Origin of the sequence: Azospira sp. I13, assembly GCF_003112695.1 — a bacterium.
Classification (GTDB): Bacteria; Pseudomonadota; Gammaproteobacteria; order Burkholderiales; family Rhodocyclaceae; genus Azospira.
Window position 1 is genome coordinate 109,410 of record NZ_BFBP01000007.1, and the last position, 20,594, is coordinate 130,003.

Annotated in this window: 24 protein-coding genes; 1 reads left to right on the plus strand and 23 read right to left on the minus strand. The window is 65.1% G+C overall.

Translation table 11 applies throughout. The annotated features are described in order from the left end of the window. Window position 1: 1 nt before the first annotated feature. The 7 genes from hprK to recA form a co-directional block, all read right to left on the minus strand. Window positions 2-937 (minus strand): HPr(Ser) kinase/phosphatase, encoded by a 936-nt coding sequence (gene hprK / locus AZSI13_RS07315; protein WP_109040517.1) that lies wholly within the window; start codon window positions 935-937, stop codon window positions 2-4. Continuing rightward, the gene (gene ptsN, locus AZSI13_RS07320; RefSeq protein ID WP_109040518.1) at window positions 906-1,391 is read right to left on the minus strand and encodes a PTS IIA-like nitrogen regulatory protein PtsN; all 486 of its coding nucleotides are present in this window, start codon (window positions 1,389-1,391) and stop codon (window positions 906-908) included. The genes hprK and ptsN overlap by 32 nt, the downstream gene beginning before the upstream one ends. 175 nt (window positions 1,392-1,566) lie before the next feature. After that, window positions 1,567-1,887 (minus strand): ribosome-associated translation inhibitor RaiA, encoded by a 321-nt coding sequence (gene raiA, locus AZSI13_RS07325; protein WP_109040519.1) that lies wholly within the window; start codon window positions 1,885-1,887, stop codon window positions 1,567-1,569. 14 nt (window positions 1,888-1,901) lie between these two features. Continuing rightward, window positions 1,902-3,380 (minus strand): RNA polymerase factor sigma-54, encoded by a 1,479-nt coding sequence (locus AZSI13_RS07330; protein WP_109040520.1) that lies wholly within the window; start codon window positions 3,378-3,380, stop codon window positions 1,902-1,904. A gap of 66 nt (window positions 3,381-3,446) precedes the next feature. Next, window positions 3,447-4,193 carry an LPS export ABC transporter ATP-binding protein gene (lptB, locus tag AZSI13_RS07335; RefSeq protein WP_109040521.1) on the minus strand — a complete coding sequence of 249 codons (747 nt, stop codon included), beginning with the start codon at window positions 4,191-4,193 and terminating at the stop codon, window positions 3,447-3,449. A gap of 105 nt (window positions 4,194-4,298) precedes the next feature. Further along, on the minus strand, window positions 4,299-4,751 hold the full coding sequence (gene recX, locus AZSI13_RS07340; protein ID WP_109040522.1) for a recombination regulator RecX: 453 nt from the start codon (window positions 4,749-4,751) through the stop codon (window positions 4,299-4,301). After that, on the minus strand, window positions 4,748-5,767 hold the full coding sequence (gene recA, locus AZSI13_RS07345) for a recombinase RecA (protein WP_109040523.1): 1,020 nt from the start codon (window positions 5,765-5,767) through the stop codon (window positions 4,748-4,750). Before recA ends, recX begins: the two co-directional genes overlap by 4 nt. Window positions 5,768-5,889: 122 nt before the next feature. Here recA and AZSI13_RS07350 point away from each other — a divergent pair, with 122 nt between their 5' ends. After that, complete coding sequence (locus AZSI13_RS07350) at window positions 5,890-8,010, plus strand: PAS domain-containing protein (RefSeq protein WP_109040524.1); 2,121 nt, start codon at window positions 5,890-5,892, stop codon at window positions 8,008-8,010. Between the two features lie 109 nt (window positions 8,011-8,119). Here the strand turns inward: AZSI13_RS07350 and bfr are convergent, their stop codons facing one another. From bfr to AZSI13_RS07430, 16 genes are all read right to left on the minus strand, one after another. Beyond that, window positions 8,120-8,605 (minus strand): bacterioferritin, encoded by a 486-nt coding sequence (gene bfr / locus AZSI13_RS07355; protein ID WP_109040525.1) that lies wholly within the window; start codon window positions 8,603-8,605, stop codon window positions 8,120-8,122. A gap of 53 nt (window positions 8,606-8,658) precedes the next feature. Next, window positions 8,659-9,174 (minus strand): CinA family protein, encoded by a 516-nt coding sequence (locus AZSI13_RS07360; protein ID WP_109040526.1) that lies wholly within the window; start codon window positions 9,172-9,174, stop codon window positions 8,659-8,661. Then, on the minus strand, window positions 9,171-9,677 hold the full coding sequence (locus AZSI13_RS07365; RefSeq protein WP_109040527.1) for a phosphatidylglycerophosphatase A: 507 nt from the start codon (window positions 9,675-9,677) through the stop codon (window positions 9,171-9,173). Before AZSI13_RS07365 ends, AZSI13_RS07360 begins: the two co-directional genes overlap by 4 nt. Continuing rightward, window positions 9,667-10,668, minus strand: a complete 1,002-nt coding sequence (gene thiL / locus AZSI13_RS07370) for a thiamine-phosphate kinase (protein WP_109040528.1) — start codon at window positions 10,666-10,668, stop codon at window positions 9,667-9,669. The genes AZSI13_RS07365 and thiL overlap by 11 nt, the downstream gene beginning before the upstream one ends. Before the next feature lie 100 nt (window positions 10,669-10,768). Next, window positions 10,769-11,251: a transcription antitermination factor NusB gene (nusB, locus tag AZSI13_RS07375; protein ID WP_109040529.1), complete on the minus strand. Its 483-nt coding sequence runs from the start codon at window positions 11,249-11,251 to the stop codon at window positions 10,769-10,771. Between the two features lie 60 nt (window positions 11,252-11,311). Further along, window positions 11,312-11,785 (minus strand): 6,7-dimethyl-8-ribityllumazine synthase, encoded by a 474-nt coding sequence (gene ribH, locus AZSI13_RS07380; protein ID WP_109040530.1) that lies wholly within the window; start codon window positions 11,783-11,785, stop codon window positions 11,312-11,314. A 3-nt stretch (window positions 11,786-11,788) separates the two neighbouring features. Further along, complete coding sequence (gene ribBA / locus AZSI13_RS07385; RefSeq protein ID WP_109040531.1) at window positions 11,789-12,910, minus strand: bifunctional 3,4-dihydroxy-2-butanone-4-phosphate synthase/GTP cyclohydrolase II; 1,122 nt, start codon at window positions 12,908-12,910, stop codon at window positions 11,789-11,791. A gap of 5 nt (window positions 12,911-12,915) precedes the next feature. Further along, complete coding sequence (locus AZSI13_RS07390; protein ID WP_109040532.1) at window positions 12,916-13,518, minus strand: riboflavin synthase; 603 nt, start codon at window positions 13,516-13,518, stop codon at window positions 12,916-12,918. Window positions 13,519-13,672: 154 nt separating this feature from the next. Further along, window positions 13,673-14,278, minus strand: coding sequence for a GTP cyclohydrolase II (gene ribA / locus AZSI13_RS07395; protein ID WP_369406658.1), 606 nt, complete (start codon window positions 14,276-14,278; stop codon window positions 13,673-13,675). Window positions 14,279-14,446: 168 nt separating this feature from the next. After that, window positions 14,447-16,243: a protein-disulfide reductase DsbD gene (locus AZSI13_RS07400; RefSeq protein WP_109040534.1), complete on the minus strand. Its 1,797-nt coding sequence runs from the start codon at window positions 16,241-16,243 to the stop codon at window positions 14,447-14,449. A gap of 4 nt (window positions 16,244-16,247) precedes the next feature. Further along, the gene (gene cutA / locus AZSI13_RS07405; RefSeq protein WP_109040535.1) at window positions 16,248-16,589 is read right to left on the minus strand and encodes a divalent-cation tolerance protein CutA; all 342 of its coding nucleotides are present in this window, start codon (window positions 16,587-16,589) and stop codon (window positions 16,248-16,250) included. 60 nt (window positions 16,590-16,649) lie between these two features. After that, a complete protein-coding gene (locus AZSI13_RS07410; RefSeq protein ID WP_109040536.1) occupies window positions 16,650-17,435 on the minus strand; it encodes an ABC transporter permease in 786 nt (261 codons plus the stop codon). A 2-nt stretch (window positions 17,436-17,437) separates the two neighbouring features. Further along, window positions 17,438-18,346 (minus strand): ATP-binding cassette domain-containing protein, encoded by a 909-nt coding sequence (locus AZSI13_RS07415; protein ID WP_109040537.1) that lies wholly within the window; start codon window positions 18,344-18,346, stop codon window positions 17,438-17,440. 139 nt (window positions 18,347-18,485) lie between these two features. Then, the gene (locus AZSI13_RS07420; RefSeq protein WP_109040538.1) at window positions 18,486-19,124 is read right to left on the minus strand and encodes an alpha/beta hydrolase; all 639 of its coding nucleotides are present in this window, start codon (window positions 19,122-19,124) and stop codon (window positions 18,486-18,488) included. Between the two features lie 2 nt (window positions 19,125-19,126). After that, window positions 19,127-19,435 (minus strand): ferredoxin, encoded by a 309-nt coding sequence (locus AZSI13_RS07425; RefSeq protein ID WP_109040539.1) that lies wholly within the window; start codon window positions 19,433-19,435, stop codon window positions 19,127-19,129. A 55-nt stretch (window positions 19,436-19,490) separates the two neighbouring features. Further along, the gene (locus tag AZSI13_RS07430; RefSeq protein ID WP_109040540.1) at window positions 19,491-20,546 is read right to left on the minus strand and encodes a VanZ family protein; all 1,056 of its coding nucleotides are present in this window, start codon (window positions 20,544-20,546) and stop codon (window positions 19,491-19,493) included. Window positions 20,547-20,594: the final 48 nt, after the last annotated feature.

Sequence of the window (20,594 nt, forward strand, 5' to 3'; positions counted from 1 at the left end):
GTCAAGCGTCGTCGTCGAGCAACAGTTTCTGTTGCCGGGTGATGAATTCCTGCATGTTGTCGATGCCCCGCAGCTGCAGGATGGAGTTGCGCACGGCGGCCTCCAGCAGCACGGCCAGGTTGCGGCCGGCGGCCACGGGCACCACCACCTTGCGGATGGGCACACCGAGCAGCTCCTGGGTCTGGGCATCGAGGGGCAAACGGGGCGCATCGACACCGGCCAGGGGCTTTTGCAGGTGCACGATGAGCTTGAGCTTCATTTTCCGCCGGGAGGCGGTTTCGCCGAAGATGGTACGAATGTTGAGCAGCCCCAGGCCCCGCACTTCCAGGTAGTCGCGCAACATGCCAGGGCAGCGCCCCTCGATGGTGGTAGGGGCGATGCGGGCCAGTTCCACCACGTCGTCAGCCACCAGGCCATGGCCCCGGGAAATCAGCTCCAGGGCGAGTTCGGATTTGCCAACACCGGAATCCCCGGTGATCAGGACGCCCATGCCCAGCACGTCCATGAAGACGCCGTGTACCGACACGGTGTCGGCCAGGCGGCGGGAAAGGTAGATGCGCAGCAGGTCGATGACGGCCGAACACGGCTTGGCGGTGGTGAACAGCGGCGTGCCGGTGGCCTCGCAGGCTTCCAGCACAGCCGGCAGGGGGGTCAGCCCCTCAGCGACGATCACGGCCGGAGGTTGGGCCGCGAAGATGTCGTTCATCTGGGTCTTCAGCTTTTCCTGGGAGACCCGGCTGAGCCATTGGTGCTCGGCGCTGCCGATGACCTGAAGACGTTCGGGGTGAATGATGTTGAGGTGGCCGACCACATCGGCGCCATAGTTGCCGCGCTCGCGAATCTCGATGGAACGCTCGGCACCCTGGGCGGCAACCCAGGTCAGGGACAGTTTGTCCTGGTGGTCCTCAAACAGCTGGGTGATGGAGATTTGCCGCATGGTTCCCCCAATCGGTGAACAGGCGGTGAGCGTCGTCGGTACTCTCGCAGGCGCCCAAAGCCTCGCGGAAGGCCCGGTCGGAGAAACGCTGGGCCAGTTCGGAAAGAATCTGTAGATGCTGCTCGGTGGCCTGCTCCGGCACCAGCAGGACAAACATCAACCCGACAGGCTTGCCATCGGGCGAGTCGAAAGGTACGGGAGCGGCCAGGCGCAGGAAAGCGCCGGCGGCATCCTTCAGCCCCTTGATGCGGCCATGGGGAATGGCCACACCCTGACCCAGGCCGGTGGAACCCAGCTTCTCCCGGGCAAACAGGCTGTCGAAAACCGTGGCCCGGGCAATGCCCAGATGATTCTCGAAGAGCAGGCCGGCCTGCTCGAATGCCCGCTTTTTGCTGCTGGCATCAAGGCCCAACACGATATGGGCGGGAGGCAGAAGTTTGGCGATGAGATCCATGGGGCAATGACCTTCCCCGATGCAGCGGGATGGTGACTGAATACCAGTGCCGGTGGGCGACAGGCGTTCAGGCAGGGGAATTCAGGCAGGATGGCGAAAGAAAAGTGGCGGGATCATAACGGAAATCGACCCCGCCGCCTATGACTTTCATCCGACTCAAAAGAGGGGGTTCGGATTACTCGCTGACGTGGTTCTTGATGGTGTCGTGGTGGTGGTCCTGGGCCTTCTGCTTGTACTTCTGCACCTGACGATCCAGCTTGTCGATCAGGCTGTCCACAGCGGCGTACAGGTCGTTGTCTTCAGCGTCCACGTGGATGTCCTTGCCCGGCACGCGCACGGTAACTTCGGCCTTCTGCTTCAGCTTCTCCACGGTGAGGATGACGTTGACGTCGATAACGCTGTCGAAATGGCGCGTCACACGCTCCAGCTTGCTCGTAACGTAGTCGCGGATCGCCGGGGTGACTTCCAGATGGTGGCCGGTGATGTGCAGGTTCATGGCTCGCTCCTTTTTTAGATGGACTTGCGTAGGTTGGCTGGCGGGATATTGAGCGCTTCTCTGTATTTTGCAATGGTTCGACGCGCCACAACAATGCCCTGCTGGCCGAGAATTTCGGAAATCTGACTGTCCGAAAGAGGTTTTTTGGCGTCTTCGGCAGCCACCAGCTGCTTGATCAGGGCCCGGATGGCGGTGGCCGAACAGGCTCCGCCGGTATCCGTGGCCACATGACTGCCGAAGAAATACTTCAGTTCGAAAATACCCCGGGGCGTGGCCATGTATTTCTGGGTGGTCACGCGGGAGACCGTGGATTCATGCAGGCCCAGGGTTTCGGCGATTTCCCGCAGCACCAGGGGGCGCATGGCGACTTCGCCGTGTTCGAAGAACTGGCGCTGGCGATCCAGGATGGCCTGGGAAACCCGCAGGATGGTATCGAAACGCTGCTGCACGTTCTTGATCAGCCAGCGGGCTTCCTGCAGCTGGCCGGAGAGGCTGGAGCCGCGCTGCTTGGAAAGAATCTCGGCATAGAGCCGGTTGATGCGCAGGCGGGGATAGGCGTCCGGGTTGATGCTGGCGGTCCACTGGTTGCGAATCTTCTTCACCACCACGTCCGGGGTGATGTAGCGGGCATCCAGGGGGGCATATTGGGCGCCAGGGCGGGGATTAAGGCTGCGCACCAGGTTGGTGACGGCCCGCAGGCGTTCGTCGTCGCAACCCAGCAGCTTCTTCAGCTTGGCAAAATCCCGGCCGGCCAGCAGTTCCAGGTGTTGACGCACCAGGGTCAGGGCCTGGTTACGAATTTCGTCGACCGGCAGGGCGGCCAGTTGCAGGGCCAGGCATTCTCCGGGAGTACGGGCGCCGACCCCGGTGGGGTCGAAGTTCTGCAGGTGGCGCAGGGCAATCTGCAGGTCATCCAGTTCGATTTCCAGTTCTTCCGGCAGGGCTTCCTGCAACTCTTCCAGGGACTGGGTCAGGTAGCCGTCCTCGTCCAGGGCTTCGATGAGGAAGCTGACCAGCTGGCGGTCCCGCTCGGACAACTGGATGAGGCCCAGCTGCCAGTTCAGGTGTTCCCGCAGGGAAGTGGTGGCGGCCTGGACTTCCTGGAAGTCGGAATCCTCTTCCTCGTCCCGGGAGGCGGAAGGGTAGCTGCCCTCGGCAAACCAGCCTTCGTCATCGCCGAGGTTGTCACGGATTTCGTCCCGGGGTTCCTCGCGGCCGTCTTCCCGCACATCGCCGTGCTCCGCCCCATCGCCCTCCTGGCCATGCTCGGCCGGCCCCTCGCTGCTGCCGCTGGCGTATTCGCCTTCACTGCCTGAGGGCGCGCTACCGGCATAGTCCTCGTCCTCCCGCTCCAGCAGGGGATTTTCCAGCAGGTACTTCTCCAGCTCCTGCTCCAGTTCGAGCGTCGACAACTGCAACAGCCGGATCGACTGCTGCAACTGCGGCGTCAGGGCCAGGTGCTGCGAGAGTTTAAGTTGGAGGGTTGGTTTCATGAGCCTGGGGCCGTAGTGGCCGACGGCGGAGAGCGGGTTACGGAATCGACGTGGCGCCGTGTATTTTCAGAGGCGGAAACTCTCGCCCAGATACACTTTTCTGACGTCTTCATTATAAACGATCTCATCTGGGCGGCCAGACGCCAGCACCGTGCCTTCGTTGATGATGTAGGCCCGGTCGCAGATACCCAGGGTTTCCCGTACGTTGTGGTCGGTAATCAGCACGCCGATGCTGCGATCCTTGAGGAAGCGGATGATCTTCTGGATTTCCAGCACGGCGATGGGATCAACCCCGGCGAACGGCTCGTCCAGCAGGATGAAGCGGGGCGAGGTGGCCAGGGCCCGGGCGATTTCCACCCGGCGACGTTCGCCGCCGGACAGGGCGGCTGCGCTGGCATGGCGGATGTGGCCGATGTGCAGCTCTTCCAGCAATTCCTCAAGGCGCCGCTGGGTTTCCTCGGCGGGGAGCTTCTGCAACTCGAGCACGGCACGGATGTTCTCTTCCACATTGAGCTTGCGGAAGACGGAGGCCTCCTGGGGCAGATAGGAAATGCCCAGGCGAGCCCGCTTGTGGATGGGGTAGTGGGTGACGTTCTGGTCCTGCAACCAGATTTCGCCGCCATCGGAGGGTACCAGGCCGACGATCATGTAGAAGCAGGTCGTCTTGCCCGCACCGTTGGGGCCCAGCAGGCCCACCACTTCGCCACTGCCCACATCGAAGGACACGTCATGCACCACCGTGCGCGACTTGTAGCGCTTTTTCAGGTTGTGGGCAGACAGCTTGGCAGTGAGATCGGGAATCTGTTCGGACATGGGATAACGGAAAGGCAATCGGAAGGTGGCGACAAGCAAGGGCTGGTGCCCGGCTGATGTCTGACGTCTATGCGCCTATTGTGCCAGAGCGGCGGGGTCAGGCCCCTAGAATGCGCCCTCGTCTTCATCCGCACCGCCCTTCAGGACCTGGCGGATGGTGGCGCTGGAGAAACCCCGGCCGGCCAGGAAGCGCGTCTGACGCGCTCGTTCCGGCAGATCAACGGGCAATTGGTCGAATTTCTTCTGCCAGACCTGACGCGCCCGCTCCAATTCGCTTGCGGTCTCGGCCAGGGCGGCTTCAGCAGTATCGCTGGCCACTCCGGCCTGACGCAATTCCTGGGCCAGACGGGCATTGCCATAGCGACGGGAACGGAAGGCGACGCGCTCGGCGGCGTACCGGGCATCGGAAAGCTGGCGGCGGGCCGCCAGATCATCCAGCAGGGCCACCAGCTCTTCTTCGCTTTCGGCGTGGGCCGCCAGCTTGCGCGCCAGTTCGGCGCGACTGTGCTCACGCCGCGCCAGCAGCCCCAGGGCCCGCTGGCGCAGGGTCAGGCTCATTCAGCGGCGACAGGGGCAGCCGGATTGGCCACGCCCAGGATTTCCCGGACCTTGCCTTCGACTTCCTGGGCCACGGCCGGGTTGGCCTTGAGGAATTCCCGGGCGTTGTCCTTGCCCTGGCCGATCTTCTCGCCCTTGTAGGAATACCAAGCACCAGACTTCTCGATCAGCTTGTGGGCGACGCCCAGCTCGATGATCTCGCCCTCACGGGAAATGCCTTCGCCGTAGAGGATGTCGAAGAGGGCCTCGCGGAAGGGCGGCGACACCTTGTTCTTCACCACCTTGACGCGGGTTTCGTTGCCGATCACCTCGTCACCCTTCTTGATGCCGCCGATGCGGCGGATGTCCAGACGCACGGAAGCGTAGAACTTCAGGGCATTGCCGCCGGTGGTGGTCTCGGGGGAACCGAACATCACCCCGATCTTCATGCGGATCTGGTTGATGAAGATGACCAGGGTATTGGTCTTCTTGATATTGGCAGTGAGCTTGCGCAGGGCCTGGCTCATCAGGCGGGCGTGCAGGCCCACCATCTGGTCGCCCATCTCGCCTTCGATTTCCGCCTTGGGCGTGAGGGCCGCCACGGAGTCGATGACGATCACATCCACACCGCCGGAACGCACCAGCATGTCGGCGATTTCCAGGGCCTGTTCGCCGGTATCCGGCTGGGAGATGAGCAGGTCGCCAATATTGACGCCCAGCTTCTGGGCATACTGGGGGTCCAGCGCGTGTTCCGCGTCAATGAAAGCGGCGGTGCCGCCCAGCTTCTGCATCTCGGCCACCACCTGGAGGGTCAGGGTGGTCTTGCCGGAGGATTCCGGACCGTAGATTTCCACCACCCGGCCCCGGGGCAGGCCGCCAATGCCGAGGGCCACATCCAGGCCCAGGGAACCGGTGGAAACCACATCAATACCCTTGTCCACTTCGGTCTCGCCCATCTTCATGATGGAGCCCTTGCCGAACTGCTTTTCGATCTGTGCCAGCGCGGCAGCGAGTGCCTTGGCCTTGTTGTCGTCCATGACTGAATTCCCTTAAAACAAGCGCCCGATTATGGCACAAACCGCCCGGGCGCAACCAAGCCTGCCCCTGGCCCCGGCCCGGCGGGAGAAAGGAATGGAATATCCCCGGGAAACAGGCGAAAATGCCGCCGATTATGCTGAAGAAATTTCTCGCGGCCGGCGCCCCTGATCCCCTCTCCCGCTTCGGCCGGCAGCCCCTGGGCTTGCGGCTGCTGCTGACCTTCCTCACCTACCTTGCGGCCGCCCGCCTCACCTCCGCCATCGGCACCACCGGCTTCGGCCTGCTGGTGCCCTTCTGGCCGCCGGCCGGCATCGCCCTGGCCGCCATGCTGCTGGGCGGCCGCCAACTGTGGCCGGCCGTCCTCCTGGCCACCCTGGCCAGTGCCCTGCTTTCTGGCTTTTCCTTCGCCGCCGGCCTTTGCATGGGGCTGGGCAACGCCCTGGGCGCCTGGGCCGCCTGCCACCTGCTGCGCAAGCTCCTGGCGTTTTCCCCCACCCTGGACCGCCCCCGGGATGTGATGCACCTCTGTTTCAGCGCCCCGGCCCTCAGCGGCGCCCTCAGTGCCTTGGTGGGCATGGTCACCCTCTACGCCTCGGGCCAGGTGGCCGCTAGTGAGCTGGCCACCGCCTGGCGCAGCTGGTGGGTCGGCGACATCGCCGGCGCCCAGCTCATGGCCCCTTTCATCCTGGCCTGGCTGCAGCCCCGGGAAGCTTTCGGTCGCAACGGCTGGCGCGACTACCTGGCCTTGGCCGCGGTGCTGCTGCTGACCATCGCCAGCCTTGACCTGTACACCCCGGAACAGCCGGAAGTCTTTACCTACAGCCGTCTGTTGCTGCTGCTGGCCCTGATCTGGCTGGCCTTCAACTGCGACCTGCGTCTGGTGACCCTGGCCCTGGTGGGTATCGCCCTGATCGCTGCCTTTTTCGCAGCCGCCCGGCGCGGCCCCTTCAGCGACCTCAACCTGACGGACATCCAGATCCGCCTGCAGATCCTCATTGCCGCCATCAGCACCATGACCCTCGCCCTGGCCGCCGCCAACCGGCAACGGCGAACGGCGGAGGAAGACCTCTCCCGGGTTGTTTCGCAACTCGACGAGGTGCTGGATTCCCTCGACGACGTGGTGTGGACCCTGGACCCGGCCAGTGGCCGCTATACCTACCTGAGCGGTGCCATCGGCCGTCTCTTTCGCCGCCCCATCCAGGATTTCTACGACGACCCCGAACTCTGGCTACGGCAAGTCGTCGAGGAAGACCGGCCCACCACCCTGGCAGCCTTCCGGCAGGTGTTCGAGCATGAGGTGGAACACAGCTTCCGCATCACTGACGGCAACGGCCAAATTCGCTGGATGCGGGCCCGGGGCCGCCCCGTGCGGGACGGTGAAGGCCGCCTGCTGCGTATCGATGGCATCACCCAGGACATCACCTCCCTGCACCAGGCAACCAGCCAACTGGCCGCCAGCGAGGAACGCCTGCGGCGGGCCCTGGGGGCTTCCGAGGTAGGCGTCTGGGACTGGGAAGTGGCGGCCGGGGCCCTGAATTTCGTCCTCGCCGTGCCTGCCGGCCAGCAATACGGCCTGGAGGAGCATTGCCTCAGCCTGGCCGAATGGGAAGCCAGCCTGCACCAGGAAGACCGGGAGCGGGCCTTGAAGGCCCTCACCGATTGCCGGGAAGGCCGCAGCCCCCGCTTTCATTGCGAATACCGCATGCGCACCCGCCAGGGTCACTGGCGCTGGTACCGCGGCGAAGGCCAGGTCGTGGAAAGCGACGCCGCAGGGCGTGCCCTACGCCTCGCCGGTACCTTCCGCGACATCCATGAGCGCAGGCAGGTGGAAGGCGAGCTGGAAAAGCTCTCCATGGCGGTGGAACAGAATCCCTCGGTGGTCTTCATCACCGACGACCAAGGGCAGTTCGAGTACTGCAACCAGGCCTTCAGCGAAGTCACCGGCTACGCCCTGGAAGACATCCTCGGCCAGACCCCCCGGCTGCTCAAGTCCGGCCTCAACGAGCGGGCTACCTACAGCGAGCTGTGGCGCACCATCTGCGCCGGCCAGACCTGGCGCGGCCGCCTGCTCAACCGGCGGCGGGACGGCAGCATCTACGTCTGCCTGCAGACCATCGCACCGATCCGCGATGGCAACGGCCGTACCACCCATTTCGTCAGCATCAGCCAGGATCTCTCGGAGCTACAGGAAGCCCCGGGGCTCTGGTCACCCCGGCGCAGCCCCCTCAATCCGCCGCCCTGATTTCTCCTCTGCCACTCCCTGCCGCCCCCGGAGCCGGCACCGGTAAACGGCAAAGGCCGCCCCACAGGCGGCCTTGCTAGTAATAGGCAAGCGGACAGGCGACAGCAGCTTAGCTGGCGCTGGCCTCTCCCATCTGGGACTGCAGGTAGTTCTCCAGGCCCAGCAGTTCGATCAACTTCAGCTGCTGCTCCAGCCAGTGGGTGTGGTCTTCCTCGGTGTCATCCAGCATTTTCAGCAGCATGTCGCGGGTAACGTAATCTTTGTGGGTCTCGCAGACGGCCATGGCGGCCCGCAGTTCCTTGACCACGGAAAGCTCCACGGCCAGGTCGCTCTTCAGCATCTCCAGCACGTTCTTGCCGATCTTCATCGACTTGGCCGGGGTCATGCCCGGGGTGCCTTCGAGGAAGAGGATGCGCTTGATCAGCCAGTCGGCATGTTCCGTCTCGTCCTGCATTTCGTGCCAGATGCGCTCGTTGAGCTTCTTCAGGCCCCAGTTTTCGTACATGCGGGCGTGGATGAAATACTGGTCCCGAGCCATCAGCTCCCCGGCCAGCAGATCGTTGAGCAGCTTGATGACTTCGCTATTGCCTTTCATGGCGGGCTCCGGACAAAGAAATATAGGTTTCGATGGTAATCCAGCCGGCGGCTTCAGGCCAGCAAGGGTGTTGCGGCCCGAGCCAGGAGGACGGCCAGGGCATGGGCCACGGTGCGGGCCCGCACGGCTTCCCGGTCACCTTCGAAGTGGCAGGTTTCCACCAGGCGCCAACCCTCCGGCCCGGCCCAGGCAAAGCACACGGTGCCCACCGGCTTGGCCGGGCTGCCGCCGCTGGGCCCGGCAATACCGCTCACCGCAACCGCCCATTGGGCGCGGCTGCGGCCGATGGTGCCTTCCACCATGGCGGCTGCCGTGGCTTCCGAAACAGCCCCTTCGCGGCGCAAGGTCTGGTGCGGCACGCCGAGCATCTCCTGCTTGGCGTCGTTGCTGTAGGTGACGAACCCCCGATCGAACCATTCGGAACTGCCGGCGATGGCGGTAACGCACTGGCCGATCCAGCCACCGGTGCAGGATTCCGCCGTGGCCAGACGCTCGCCCCGGGTCAACAGGGCCGCGCCCAGGCGGGCCGCCAGGGCCTCCAGCTCAGACTGCTGCGGCGCGGCGCTCACAGCCAGCCCCGCAGCAGGTAATACAGCACGGCAATGCTGAGGATGGTGTACAGGGCGGCAAAGACGTCGTCCATCATCACACCGAAGCCGTTCTTCACCTGCTCATCGAAATAATTGGCCGGATAGGGTTTGACGATGTCGTAGAAACGGAAGAGGAAGAAGGCCACCGTCTGCCACAACAGCATCTGCCACAGGGGGCCACCCGCCGGGCAGAAGAACAGCACCAGCCAGAAGGGCACGATCTCGTCCCAGACGATGGAACCGTGGTCCACCACCCCCAGGTCCTGCCCGGTCCGATGGCAAGCCAGCACGCCACCGACGAAGCAGACGAGGAGGAACACCAGGAAGCCCATTTCGTTGAAATTGGGGCGGATCAGGTTATAGACCGCCCAGGAGAACAGGGTGCCGGCAGTGCCCGGCGCAAAGCGGGACAGACCGCTGCCCATGCCGCAGGCAACGAAGTGGGCCGGGTGGGAGAAGAGGAAGCGCAGGTCAGGTCGCACGGAAATGATCGTATCCCTTGAATTGGTCCATGAATTCGGGGGGCAGTGGCGCCCCGTCGCCATCATACAGGCTCACTTGGCCGGCCTTCTGGGCCTTATCGGTTCCCTCGCCCCCCTCGGCCACATAGCCGATGCGCCACAGGGGGAGCTCCAGGTCGGCGGCCAGGGCGGCCAAGGCCATGCGCTGCGCCACGGGTGCGGTGAAGGCCAGTTCGTAATCGTCGCCACCGGCCAGCTGGCAACGCTGGGCCAGCACCGGGTCCACGCCCTTGGGCAGCAGGGGCAGCTGGCCCACGTTGATGCGCAACTCCACCCCGGAACGTTCGGCAATGTGGGCGACGTCGGCCAACAGGCCGTCGGAAATATCGATGGCCGCTGTAGCCAGCTGCCGCTGCACCAGCGCCAGGCCAAGCGCGACGCGGGGCCGGGGCCGCTGCAGGGCGGTGACACAACGCTGCACCAGCGCCTCGGGCAGTTGAATCCTTCCCTGCAACTGGGCCAGACCCAGGGCTGCCAGGCCGGGCTGGCCGGAAACCCACAGATCGTTCCCAGGCTGGGCGCCATCACGGCGCAGGGCCTGGCCCGGCGCCACTTCGCCCATGGCGGTGACGCACAGGTTGAGCGGTCCCCGGGTGGTGTCGCCCCCCACCACGTCCACCTTGCTGGCCTTGGCCAGGGTGAAGAAGCCCTTGGCGAAGGCGGCCAGCCAGGCCTCGTCGGCCTCCGGCAGGCTGCCGGCGAGCAGCACCCAGCGGGGCTTGGCTCCCATCGCGGCGAGGTCGGAAAGATTCACCGCCAGGGTCTTCCAGCCCAAGCCCTCCGGGTCGGTGTCGGGGAGAAAATGCACGCCGGCCACCAGCATGTCGGTGGTCACCGCCAGCTCCATGCCGGGCGAGGGCTGCAGCAGGGCGCAGTCGTCGCCGGGACCGAGCACGGCCCCCGGCGTCGGGCCGGCGAAGTGGCGGGCGATCAGTTCAAATTCGGAGGGCATGGCAGGCTCAGCAATGGGGCAATGGCGGCGGAAAGACAAGGGGCACAGGGATCACAGAGCAAACTCCGTGGCCGCTGTGCCCCGAGGGAAGGGACGAAACTCAGCCGCGCTGCTGCCTGCGCTTGGCTTCCACTTCCACGGGACGCAGCTTGCCGGCCAGCTTGTCGAGCACGCCGTTCACGTACTTGTGGCCGTCGGTGCCGCCGTAGCCCTTGGCCAGTTCGATGCACTCGTTGATGATGACCTTGTAAGGGGTCTCCGGGTGATGGGTCAGCTCCAGGGCACCGATCAGCAGGATGCAGGCCTCGATGGGAGACATCTCATCAAAGCCCCGGTCGAGGAAAGGCGCCAGATCGGCCACCAGGGCCTCGCGCTGAGCCAGGACGCCGCGCACCAGGCCGACGAAGAACTCCCGGTCGGCCTTCTCAAAGCCGGCCACGTCGGCCATGTGGGCCTCGATGGTGGCCTCATCCTGGCCGCCGATGCGCCACTGGTACAGGCCCTGGAGGGCGAACTCCCGGGAGCGGCGGCGGGGGGATTTGGCGGCGGCGGGCTTGCCGGCGGGCTTCTTGGCTTCGGTCATGGTGTTGCCTTCACTTCAGGTTGGCCGAGAAGCCCCGGTGGGGCGCTCCCGGCGGATAAATTACTTGCCGACGGCCTTCAGCAGATTGGCCATTTCCACAGCGGCCTGGGCGCAGTCGGCGCCCTTGACCTGCATACGGACCAGGGCCTGGTCGTCGTTTTCGGTGGTGAGAATGCCGTTAGCGATGGGCACCCCGGTCTTCAGCTGCACTTCCAGGACGCCGCGGCAGGAGTCGTTGGAAACCACCTCGAAATGGTAGGTCTCGCCGCGGATCACTGCCCCCAGGGCCACCAGGGCATCGTACTTGCCGGTCTGGGCCATGGTCTGCAGCACCAGGGGAATTTCCAGGGCGCCGGGCACTGTGGCAATGGCGATGTCGCCGGCTGCCACGCCCAGGCGTTGCAGTTCGGCGGTACAGGCGGAGAGCAGGCCTTCGCAGACATCCAGGGTGAAGCGGGCCATGACGATGCCGACCTTGAGGCCGGTACCGTTGAGGTTGATGTCGTGTTCGGGAATGTTGTCGTAACGGGCCATGGTTTACAGGCTTTCGATATCGGTGACGAAACCGGTGACTTCAAGGTCGAAACCGGTCATGGAAGGCATGCGGCGCGGGCTGGAGAGCAGCTTCATCTTGCGCACGCCAAGCTGGCGCAGGATCTGGGCGCCGATGCCGTAGATGCGCGGATCCCACTTCTTCGGCGCCGGGGCAGCCGCCTTTTCCGGGCACAGGGCGGCGCGCAGATCGCTGCCGCTCTGGGGCCGGTGCAGCAGCACGATGACACCGCTGCCGTGCTTAGCCAGGGCCTGTTGGGCCTTGTCGATGGAGACGGTATGTGCACCACCGGCCGGGTCGAGAAAGTCGAGGACGGAGACGGGTTCATGCACCCGCACCAGGGTTTCCTGTTCGGCCTTGATCTCGCCCTTGACCAGGGCCAGGTGCACCTCGTCGGCCACCCGGTCGTGGAAGGCATGCAGCTGGAACTCGCCGTGGGGCGTCTGCACGGTCTTGACCCGCAGGGCTTCCACCAGCGTTTCGTTCTGGCTGCGATAGTGGATCAGGTCGGCAATGGCGCCAATCTTCAAGCCATGTTCCTTGGCAAATTCGATCAGGTCCGGCAGGCGGGCCATGCTGCCGTCTTCCTTGAGAATCTCGCAGATGACGGAAGAAGGCTCCAAGCCGGCCATGCCAGCCAGGTCGCAACCGGCCTCGGTATGGCCGGCACGGACCAGCACGCCACCTTCCCGGGCCGTAATGGGGAACACGTGGCCCGGCTGGACGATATCGTCGGGACGGGCGTTCTTGGCCACCGCCACCTGGATGGTCTTGGCCCGGTCATGGGCGGAAATACCGGTGGTGACCCCTTCTGCTGCCTCAATGGAGACAGTGAAGGCGGTACCGTAGGGGGTCTTGTTGTCCCGGGCCATCTGGGAGAGGCCCAATTGGCGCGCGCGGGCCTCGGTGATGGTGAGGCAGATGAGGCCACGGCCGAACTTGGCCATGAAATTGATGGCTTCCGGGGTGACGTGTTCGGCGGCGAGGACCAGGTCCCCTTCGTTTTCCCGATCCTCTTCATCCACCAGGATGACCATCTTGCCGGCACGCATGTCGGCAACGATCTCCTGGACGGAGGACAGGGCACTAACGGTTGCAGCGTTCATGGTGTTCAGGCTTCCGGATTGAGCATGCGCTCGACGTAGCGGGCAATCAAATCCACTTCCAGGTTCACCTTGGCGCCCACATGCAGGCGGTTCAGGGTGGTGACTTCCAGGGTGTGGGCGATGAGGTTGATGGTGAAGGTGCTGCCACTGACCGTGTTGGTGGTGAGGCTGACCCCGTCCACGGTGACCGAGCCCTTGCGCGCCAGGTATTTGGCCAGATCTGCCGGGGCTTCGATCTCCAGCAGGCGGTTGGCTTCCTTGCCCTGGCCGATGAGATCGAAACGGGTCACCGTACCCAAGCCATCCACGTGGCCGGAAACCAAGTGGCCGCCCAGGCGGTCCGCCAGGCACAGGGCCTTTTCCAGGTTCACCGGGCCGGGCTCGGCCAGACCCACGGTGCAGGAGAGAGTCTCGGGGGAGACATCCACGCAGTAGTGGCTGGGGGTCTTCTCGACCACGGTGAGACAGACGCCGTTGTGGGCGATGGAGTCACCCAGGGCTACGTCCGCCATGTCCAGGCCGCCAGGTTCCACGGTGAGCCGGAAGCCGGCCTCCCGGGCGGTCAGATGGGTGATGCGACCGACGGCCGCGACGATACCGGAAAACATGGATTTATCTCGGGAAATGGGGGTTGAGGGAGGGGATTTTATCACGCCGCCCCGGGGGCTTCCGGAAGCGGGGAAACGGGCTGGAAATGGCTCACGGGAGATGCTGCACCAGCGGTCAGGCGCAGCGGCGCCGGGCCATGTCGAATCGATGTTCCTAGTCCTGCTCGAGCCAGGGCAGCAGGTGGCCCATGCGAGCCGCCTTGGTATCCAGATAGGCCTGGTTGCGGGGGCCGCGGCCGGCCACGTGGGGCACCCGCTCGGCGATGCTGACGCCCCGGCTTTCCAGGGCGCTGACCTTGGCCGGGTTGTTGGTCATCAGGCGCAGGGCGCAAATCTCCAGGGTTTTCAGCATGGCGGCGGCGACGCCGTAATCCCGGGCGTCGTCGGGCAGGCCCAGGGCCCGGTTGGCGTCCACCGTATCCAGCCCCTTATCCTGCAGGGCGTAGGCCCGCAGCTTGTCGAGCAGGCCGATGCCCCGGCCTTCCTGGCGCAGGTAGAGCAGCACGCCGCGGCCTTCCTTGGCGATGGCGGCGAGGGCGGCTTCCAGCTGGGGGCCGCAATCGCAGCGCAGGGAAAAGAGGCCGTCGCCAGTCAGGCACTCGGAGTGTAGCCGGGTCAGCACCGGCTGGCCGTCGGCAACTTCGCCCAGGGTCAGGGCCAGATGCTCCTTGCCGGAGGCGGTTTCCTGGAAGCCGTGGAGGCGAAAGGTGGCCCAGGGGGTGGGCAGTTCGCAACTGGCCACCAGGGTCACGGCCGGCAGGCGGGGAGTGGATTCCATGAACGTAGGATCTGTTGAATTTTATTGATCTGTTTTTCCGGCAACGCTTACTTCAAGGCGCGCGCCGCTATTGGGGCTTCAATACTATGCCGGGCAACCCCGGGAAAAAAGCGAAAAATATCGGCCTAAAACATCAAAAACAATCACCGATCAGGTGCCGGGAGCCGCCCGCTGCAACACCTGCAGGAAGGTGGGCGCATCCTGGAAGCCGACCACCCGCAGGCCAGGAATTTCCTTGCCCTTGGCATCGAAGAAGATAATGCCCGGCGGGCCGAACAGGTTGAAACGCTGCAACAGGGCCTTGTCGTCGGCGCTGTTGGCGGTCACATCGGCCTGCAGCAGGGTAAAGCCGGCCAGCTTGGCCTGCACTTTGGCGTCGCTGAAGGTGAAACGTTCCATCTCCTTGCAGGAGACGCACCAGTCGGCATAGAAATCCAGCATCACCGGCTTGCCTGCAGCCTGCACCCGGGCATCCAGGTCGGCCACGGATTTTACCCGGGTAAAGGGCACGGCGGGGGCCGCTGCAACGGCGCTGCCGCCGCTGGGGCTCCCCGCCAGGGCCTTGAGGGGTTGCAGGGGGTCCCGGGAGCCGGCAGCCAGGCCCACCACCAGGGCGGCACCGGCCAGCAGCATGACGATGCCGATGCCCTTCCAGAAGCGCTGCCAGCCCGAGGCCCGGGGCGGCAGGGGATCCAGGGCATGCATATACACGGCAGGAACGATCAGCAGCAGAGCCCAGCCGGCCATCACCAACGCCGCCGGCAACACCGGGGCCACCAGCCACAGGGCGGTGCCGAGAAGGATGACGCCGAAAGCCTGCTTCACCGCCTCCATCCACGGGCCGGACTTGGGCAGCAGGGTATTGGCGGAGAACCCCACCAGCAACAAAGGCACGCCCATGCCCAGGGCCATGGCGAAGAGGGCCACGCCGCCCAGCACCGCATCGCCGGTCTGGCCGATGTAGAGCAGAGCACCGGCCAGGGGCGCGGCGACGCAGGGACCGACGATCACCGCCGACAGCGCCCCCATGGCGAACACCGCCGCCAGATGGCCGCCGTGCAGGTGGCTGGCCTCTTCCGACAGTTTGCTCTGCAGAAAGCTGGGCAATTGCAGTTCGTAGAAACCGAACATGGAGAAGGACAGCACCACGAAGACCCCGGCGAAGCCCCCCAGCACCCAGGGATTCTGCAGGGCGGCGGAAAGCAGGGTACCGGTGAGACCGGCCACCACGCCCAGGGCGGCGTAGGTCACCGCCATGCCCAGCACGTAGGCCAGGGAAAGGAGGAAGCTCTTGCTGCGGGAGACGTGATGCCCCTGGCCGACGATGATGCCGGAGAGGATGGGGATCATGGGGAAGACGCAGGGCGTCAGGGCCAGCAGCAGGCCGAAGCCGAAGAAGGAGGAAACGGCCAGCCAGAAGCCGGCGTTCTTCAGCAGGCCGGCGATATGGCCGCTCTCGTCCCCAAGGGCATCGCCTTCTGCCGCAGCCGGGGCGGCAGACACACTGCCCGGCGCCGGCAGGGTAACGCTCAGCTGTTGCTCCTGAGGCGGGTAGCAAACCCCCGCATCGGCACAGCCCTGGGCCGTCACCTTGAGGCTGACGGGGCCGGACTGTGCGGTCTCCAACGGCAGGCGGATAGCCACTTCCTTGTAGTAGACCTCCACGTCGCCGAAGTTGTCGTCATGCTTCTTCTTGCCGGCAGGGAAGACGGGGGTGCCCACCGTGGCGCCCTCGGCGGCAAACTTGAATTTGTCCCGATACAGGTAGTAGCCCTTGGCGATGCTGTAGCGCACCTCCACGGTCTTGTCGTCCAGGGCCTTGGCCTCGGGCTTGAAGGCCACCAGGGGGTCGAGGAATTCCTGAGCGGCAGCCGGCAGCGCCAGGCCCAGTACGATCAGAAACGGCAGCAGCTGGCGCCACAGGCAGGTAAAAACGGAAGCAGTCACGGCATCACTCGGGGCGGGTTTCGGTCACAACCCAGTCAAGATAATCGGGCAGCCCCTGGCTCACGGGCCAGGCAACGATTTCCGGCACGTCGTAAGGGTGCATTTCCAGCAGGCGCGCCTGAACCTCCGGGTAGCGGTCCGCGGCAATCTTCAGCAGCAAGGGGGTTTCGGTGGCCATTTCCACCTTGCCCTCCCAGCGGTAGATGGAGGCGCACGGGGCCTGGACGCTGGCACAGGCGACGAGGCGCTCGTCCACCAGGGCAGCGGCAATTCGGGCGGCGGTTTCACCGTCCGGACAATTGGTCTGCACCAGCAGCACCTGGGAAGCGTTTTTGGAGGTCGTCATGGGGCCATCTTAGCCGAGAGCGGCGTTTCGCGTTTTGATCTACCTGCACCTGCCGCCATCTCAGCGCAACAGACGGCGTCGGGTCAGCACCAGGGCCACCAGGAAAGCGGCAACCGTAATGGCCAGCAACACCGCCACGTGCAACCCGGCCTGGGCCGGCACCTCACCGCGCAAGAGGGGCCGCACCAGCTGCACGGCATGGATCAAGGGCAGAATCTGGGTCACCCCCTGCACCGCCTCTGGCAGCTGCTCCCGGGGGAAGAAAACGCCCGAGAGCAGGGTGGTGGGGGTAATGAACAGGGTGAAGTAGTACATGAAGAAATCGTAGGAAGGTGCCAGGGCGTTGATGATCAGCCCCAGGGCCGCAAAGGCCAGACCCGTCAGCAGGATCACCGGCAACACCCCGAGGGCCAGGGGCGATGTCGCCAAACCCAGGCCAAAGATCACCACCAGGATGGCACAGCCGGAAAGCAGGCTCTTGGTGGCGGCCCAGATCAGTTCGCCCAGCATCACGTCCTCCAGCTCCAGGGGTGCATTGAGCATGGCCTCCCAGGTCTTCTGCACATGCATGCGGGAAAAGGCGGAATAGAGGGCCTCGAAAGTCGCCGCATTCATGGTGCTGGCGCACACCGTACCCGCCGCAAGAAAGGCCACGTAGGACGAACCCGCCACCTCCGGCAGCAAGCTGCCCAGGCCATAGCCCAGGCCGAGCATGTAGATCAGCGGGTCAGCCAGATTGCCAAGAATGGAGGGCAAGGCCATCTTCCGCCACACCAGGAAATTGCGCTGCCAGACGGCAAACCAGCGTGAGGAAAGACGGGGCGGGGCGTAGAGGCTAACGATCATGGTCAATCCCGCAGTTCGCGGCCGGTCAGCTTGATGAAGACATCTTCCAGATTGGCGGCGCGGTGGATGTAGCGCAGGCCCGGAGCACTGGACAGGGCGGCCAGCAATGGGGCCGGTTCCCGGCAATAGAAGAAAGCGGTTTCACCCGACACCTCACAGCGGTCAGCCAGCGGGCCGTGGGTCTCGGCCCAGCGCGGCGCATCCTCGCCGAAGACTTCCACCACCTGGGGTTCGATGTGGGTGACGATGAGTTCCTGGGGGCTACCCTGGGTGATGAGCTTGCCGTGGTCGATCACCGCCAACTGGTGGCAGAGGCGTTCCGCCTCGTCCATGAAGTGGGTGGTGAGGATGAGGGTTTTGCCCCGGGCGGTGAGGGCCTTGAGGCGTTCCCAGATGAGGTGCCGGGCCTGGGGATCGAGGCCGGTGGTAGGCTCGTCGAGAAAGACAATATCCGGGTCGTTCACCAGGGCCCGGGCCAGGGTCAGGCGCCGCTTCATGCCGCCGGAGAGGCTGCGCAGGGGCGCCTTCTCCTTGCCCGCCAGGCCGGCGAAATCCAGCAGTTCGGGAATACGGGCACGGATGGCAGCATCGGCCAGGCCGAAGTAGCGGCCGTACACCAGCAGGTTCTCGGCCACGGTGAAATCCGGGTCCAGGTTGTCGAACTGGGGCACCACCCCGGCCTGAAGACGGGCCTCGCGGGCTGATTCCGGCACCGGCAGACCGTTCAGACGTACCGTGCCAGACGCCGGCGCCGTCAGCCCGAGACAACAGCGCAACGTCGTGGTCTTGCCGGCCCCGTTGGGCCCCAGCAGGCCGAAACAAGTGCCCGGCTCGACGGCGAAGGAAACCCCGTCCACGGCCGTGAAATCGCCGTAGCGCTTAACGAGAGAGTCAACGACCAGAGGTTGCACGAGAGGGAAGTCCCCAAAAACGGTTAGGCGCAGCGCCAGCTAGGCGCAACCGCCGCAGACGACCAACGGAAGTCCCTGTGGGACAGTAGCCCGACTACGGCAAGGCGGTTGCAACGACGCTGGCGCAAGCGGGAAAGAACTAATGGCGCCAGGCGCGGGTGATGATGTCTTTCAGGACATGCAAGCGGCGGTGGAAGAAATGGTCCGCCCCGGCCACCACCACCACCGGCAGGTCCATCGGCTCGGCCCAGGCCAACACGTTTTCCAAAGGCACGGTTTCATCCTTCGAACCATGGATGACGATGGTGTCCGGTGCCACCGCGCTGGTGTTGTACTGGCGTGCGCCCTCGACGTGGCCGGAGGCGGTACCCACCAGCACCAGACGCTGGGCAGGATGGCCGGCTTCGGCCAGATGGGCCGCCACCTTGGCCTGCACGTAGGCGCCGAAGGAGAAACCGGCCAACACCACGGGCAGGTGGCCAAAGCGCTCCTTGGCATATTCCAGCACCGCCAGCATGTCATCGCTCTCGCCCTGGCCTTCGTCGTGGCTGCCTTCGCTCTGACCGACGCCGCGGAAGTTGGGGCGCAGGGCGGCATAGCCCAGCTGCACCAGGGTGCGGGCCAGGGTCTGGGCCACCTTGTTGGTATTGGCGCCGCCGAACAGCGGATGGGGATGGCCGATCAGGGCGATTCCCTTGGGGGCGCCCGGATTCTCCAGAATCACCTCGATCTTGCCAGCGGGGCCGTCGAGGAGCAGCAGTTCGGGTTCGACGCGCATGGTCAGATCTTCAGGCGCTCGACGATGCGGCCGTGGATCAGGTGCTCTTCCACGATCTCGTCGATGTCGGATTTGTCGAGGAAGGTGTACCAGGTCTCTTCCGGGTACACCACCATCACCGGGCCGTTGTCGCAGCGGCCCAGGCAGCCGGCCTTGTTGATACGCACCTGGCCGGGGCCGTTGCGCTTGGCGGCGGCCACCTTGTCTTTGGCGTAGGCCATCAGTTCACTGGCCCCCAGGGCGTTGCAGCAGGTTTCCCCTTCGGCGCGCTGGTTGCAGCAGATGAAGGCGTGGTGTTGGTAGTAGCTCATGAGGGCAATCCGGTAAGGGTGGAACGAGGATAGGTGAAGAAATCACCGGGGCAAATTATAGCCGTCGTCCCAGCAGCATCAGGTACGGCAGGGCAGCAAAAGGCCAAAGCACGGCGGTCAGCCGGGTCAGGCCATTGAAATTAAAGAAATGGCCCTGCCGCCAGACGGCCAGGGCGGCAGCGGAATAGGGATTTTCCGGTGCCAGGTTCACCAGCACCGTCGCTGCCATGAGGGCCAGCCCGGCCAGGGCAATGCGCCAGTTGGCCGGCAACCAGACCAGGGCCGCCAGGGCGACGCCACCCCAGAGCAGGCCCAGGCGGGCCCCTTCGCTCCACCAGGCAAAGGCGTCACCGGGGCTGACCAGCACGGCCAGGGCCAGGGACTTCACCCCCAGGGCCGCCAGAATGAGCAGGGGCGGCCCGATCCAGGCCGGCCAGCGGGGTGCCAGCAGGGTCCGGGCAAAAAGGCCGACCGCCACCACCTTGGCGCCAACGATGAGGGCTTCCACCACCTGAAACAGGGGCGGTGCGAAAGGCACCGCCAGGGGCAGTCCCAGCAGGCTGCGCAGGTCGCCGCTGCCAAAGAGCAAGGTCTCCGGCGACAGCTGGGTCACCAGCCAGAGGCCCAGCAGCACCACCCCCAACTCGGCATGGGGCAGCTCCGCCACCAGGCGGCCTTGCCAGTGCGTGAGGCGCTGGAACAGACGCTCACCGTGGAAGAAGGCAATACCGGCGCCCAGCACGGCGCCCAGGGTGTTGCAGGCCAGATCCAGGTTCGAGGGCACCCGGCTGGGCAGCCAGGTCTGGATGGCTTCGAGAGAGAAGGAGAGGCCGCCCCCCAGCAGCACTGCGAACAGGCTGGGCAATAGCCTGGGTAGCCAGGGCGTGGGCAGGGCCAGGGCGAGGAGAAAGCCGAGGGGCAGATACACCCCGACATTCACCGCCAGATCGAAAACGGTCCAGTAGCGAGGCCAGCCGGCCTCGAGGAAGGCCAAAGGAGAGAGACCCAGGTCCCGCCAGCCGGCGAAGGGATGCAGGCTGGCGTAGATCACCAGCAGGGTGTAGGCCAGGGCCAGGTAGCGGGCGAGGACGGTGCCGGAACGCGGAGACATGGCGCAAGTCGCTGGAACTGGGCGGCGTGGACAGCGTCCGGCGACCGC

What these genes read in the sequence shown, in the direction of transcription:
- ribBA (WP_109040531.1), bottom strand. Translation starts at nt 12,910, where the DNA reads ATGAACGCTGCAACCGTTAGTGCCCTGTCCTCCGTCCAGGAGATCGTT.
- nusB (WP_109040529.1), bottom strand. Translation starts at nt 11,251, where the DNA reads ATGACCGAAGCCAAGAAGCCCGCCGGCAAGCCCGCCGCCGCCAAATCC.
- AZSI13_RS07410 (WP_109040536.1), bottom strand. Translation starts at nt 17,435, where the DNA reads ATGATCGTTAGCCTCTACGCCCCGCCCCGTCTTTCCTCACGCTGGTTT.
- ptsN (WP_109040518.1), bottom strand. Translation starts at nt 1,391, where the DNA reads ATGGATCTCATCGCCAAACTTCTGCCTCCCGCCCATATCGTGTTGGGC.
- AZSI13_RS07350 (WP_109040524.1), top strand. Translation starts at nt 5,890, where the DNA reads ATGCCGCCGATTATGCTGAAGAAATTTCTCGCGGCCGGCGCCCCTGAT.
- AZSI13_RS07390 (WP_109040532.1), bottom strand. Translation starts at nt 13,518, where the DNA reads ATGTTTTCCGGTATCGTCGCGGCCGTCGGTCGCATCACCCATCTGACC.
- AZSI13_RS07330 (WP_109040520.1), bottom strand. Translation starts at nt 3,380, where the DNA reads ATGAAACCAACCCTCCAACTTAAACTCTCGCAGCACCTGGCCCTGACG.
- AZSI13_RS07425 (WP_109040539.1), bottom strand. Translation starts at nt 19,435, where the DNA reads ATGAGCTACTACCAACACCACGCCTTCATCTGCTGCAACCAGCGCGCC.
- ribH (WP_109040530.1), bottom strand. Translation starts at nt 11,785, where the DNA reads ATGGCCCGTTACGACAACATTCCCGAACACGACATCAACCTCAACGGT.
- thiL (WP_109040528.1), bottom strand. Translation starts at nt 10,668, where the DNA reads ATGCCCTCCGAATTTGAACTGATCGCCCGCCACTTCGCCGGCCCGACG.
- lptB (WP_109040521.1), bottom strand. Translation starts at nt 4,193, where the DNA reads ATGTCCGAACAGATTCCCGATCTCACTGCCAAGCTGTCTGCCCACAAC.
- recA (WP_109040523.1), bottom strand. Translation starts at nt 5,767, where the DNA reads ATGGACGACAACAAGGCCAAGGCACTCGCTGCCGCGCTGGCACAGATC.
- recX (WP_109040522.1), bottom strand. Translation starts at nt 4,751, where the DNA reads ATGAGCCTGACCCTGCGCCAGCGGGCCCTGGGGCTGCTGGCGCGGCGT.
- bfr (WP_109040525.1), bottom strand. Translation starts at nt 8,605, where the DNA reads ATGAAAGGCAATAGCGAAGTCATCAAGCTGCTCAACGATCTGCTGGCC.
- AZSI13_RS07430 (WP_109040540.1), bottom strand. Translation starts at nt 20,546, where the DNA reads ATGTCTCCGCGTTCCGGCACCGTCCTCGCCCGCTACCTGGCCCTGGCC.
- raiA (WP_109040519.1), bottom strand. Translation starts at nt 1,887, where the DNA reads ATGAACCTGCACATCACCGGCCACCATCTGGAAGTCACCCCGGCGATC.
- AZSI13_RS07420 (WP_109040538.1), bottom strand. Translation starts at nt 19,124, where the DNA reads ATGCGCGTCGAACCCGAACTGCTGCTCCTCGACGGCCCCGCTGGCAAG.
- hprK (WP_109040517.1), bottom strand. Translation starts at nt 937, where the DNA reads ATGCGGCAAATCTCCATCACCCAGCTGTTTGAGGACCACCAGGACAAA.
- cutA (WP_109040535.1), bottom strand. Translation starts at nt 16,589, where the DNA reads ATGACGACCTCCAAAAACGCTTCCCAGGTGCTGCTGGTGCAGACCAAT.